The sequence below is a fragment of the Mesorhizobium sp. M4A.F.Ca.ET.020.02.1.1 genome (genome assembly GCF_004022645.1).
Lineage (GTDB): Bacteria > Pseudomonadota > Alphaproteobacteria > Rhizobiales > Rhizobiaceae > Mesorhizobium.
The window spans coordinates 1-800 of sequence record NZ_RZOI01001256.1; the positions used below are offsets into that span (position 1 = coordinate 1).

Sequence of the window (800 nt, forward strand, 5' to 3'; positions counted from 1 at the left end):
GACCAGCACCCAGCCGGCCCGTGCGAGCCGAAAGGCGGCGCCGACGCTGCTCATCGCCCAGCCTGCTTCAAAGTCTCCCGCCTCAAAGCTTCCAGCCCGAATGAAGCGCGGCGATGCCGCCCGAATAGTTGCGGAAGGAGACGCGATCGAAGCCCGCGCGCGAAATCATCGCCGCGAAATTCTGCTGGTTGGGGAATTTGCGGATCGATTCGACGAGATAGGAGTAGGGTTCGCCTTCGCCAGTGACCGCCTTGCCGATCCGGGGTATGGCGTTGAACGACCAGGCCTCGTAGACCTTGTCGAGCAGCGGCATCTCGACTTCGGAGAATTCGAGGCACAGCAAGCGTCCGCCGCGCTTCAGCACCCGATAGGCTTCGCCGAGCGCCACCTCGATGCGCGGCACGTTGCGGATGCCGAAGGCGATCGTATAGGCGTCGAACGTGTTGTCGGCGAATGGCAGTTCCTCGGCATTGGCCTCGACGAAATCGGTGCTTTCGCTCAGGCCTTTCTTCTCGGCGCGCTCGCGGCCGACGTCGAGCATCGATCCGTTGATGTCGAGCACGGTGGCATGCGCGTGGCGATCGCTGGCCTCGACGATGCGGAAAGCTATGTCGCCGGTGCCGCCGGCAACGTCGAGCACCTTCCAGCCCGGTCGTTTCGGCGGATTGAGCCACGTCACCATGGCGTCCTTCCACAGCCGGTGCAGTCCGCCCGACATCAGATCGTTCATCAGGTCATAGCGATTGGCGACCTTATGGAAAACGTCGTTGACCAGGGACTGCTTATCGCCTGCCCCTACC

1 protein-coding gene is annotated in these 800 nt (G+C 63.0%); it reads right to left on the reverse strand.

Annotated elements, in window-relative coordinates; genetic code table 11:
• Positions 1–82: 82 nt before the first annotated feature.
• Positions 83–800: bifunctional demethylmenaquinone methyltransferase/2-methoxy-6-polyprenyl-1,4-benzoquinol methylase UbiE (gene ubiE, locus EN742_RS36460; RefSeq protein ID WP_128333961.1), on the reverse strand; the 718-nt coding region annotated here is incomplete at its 5' end.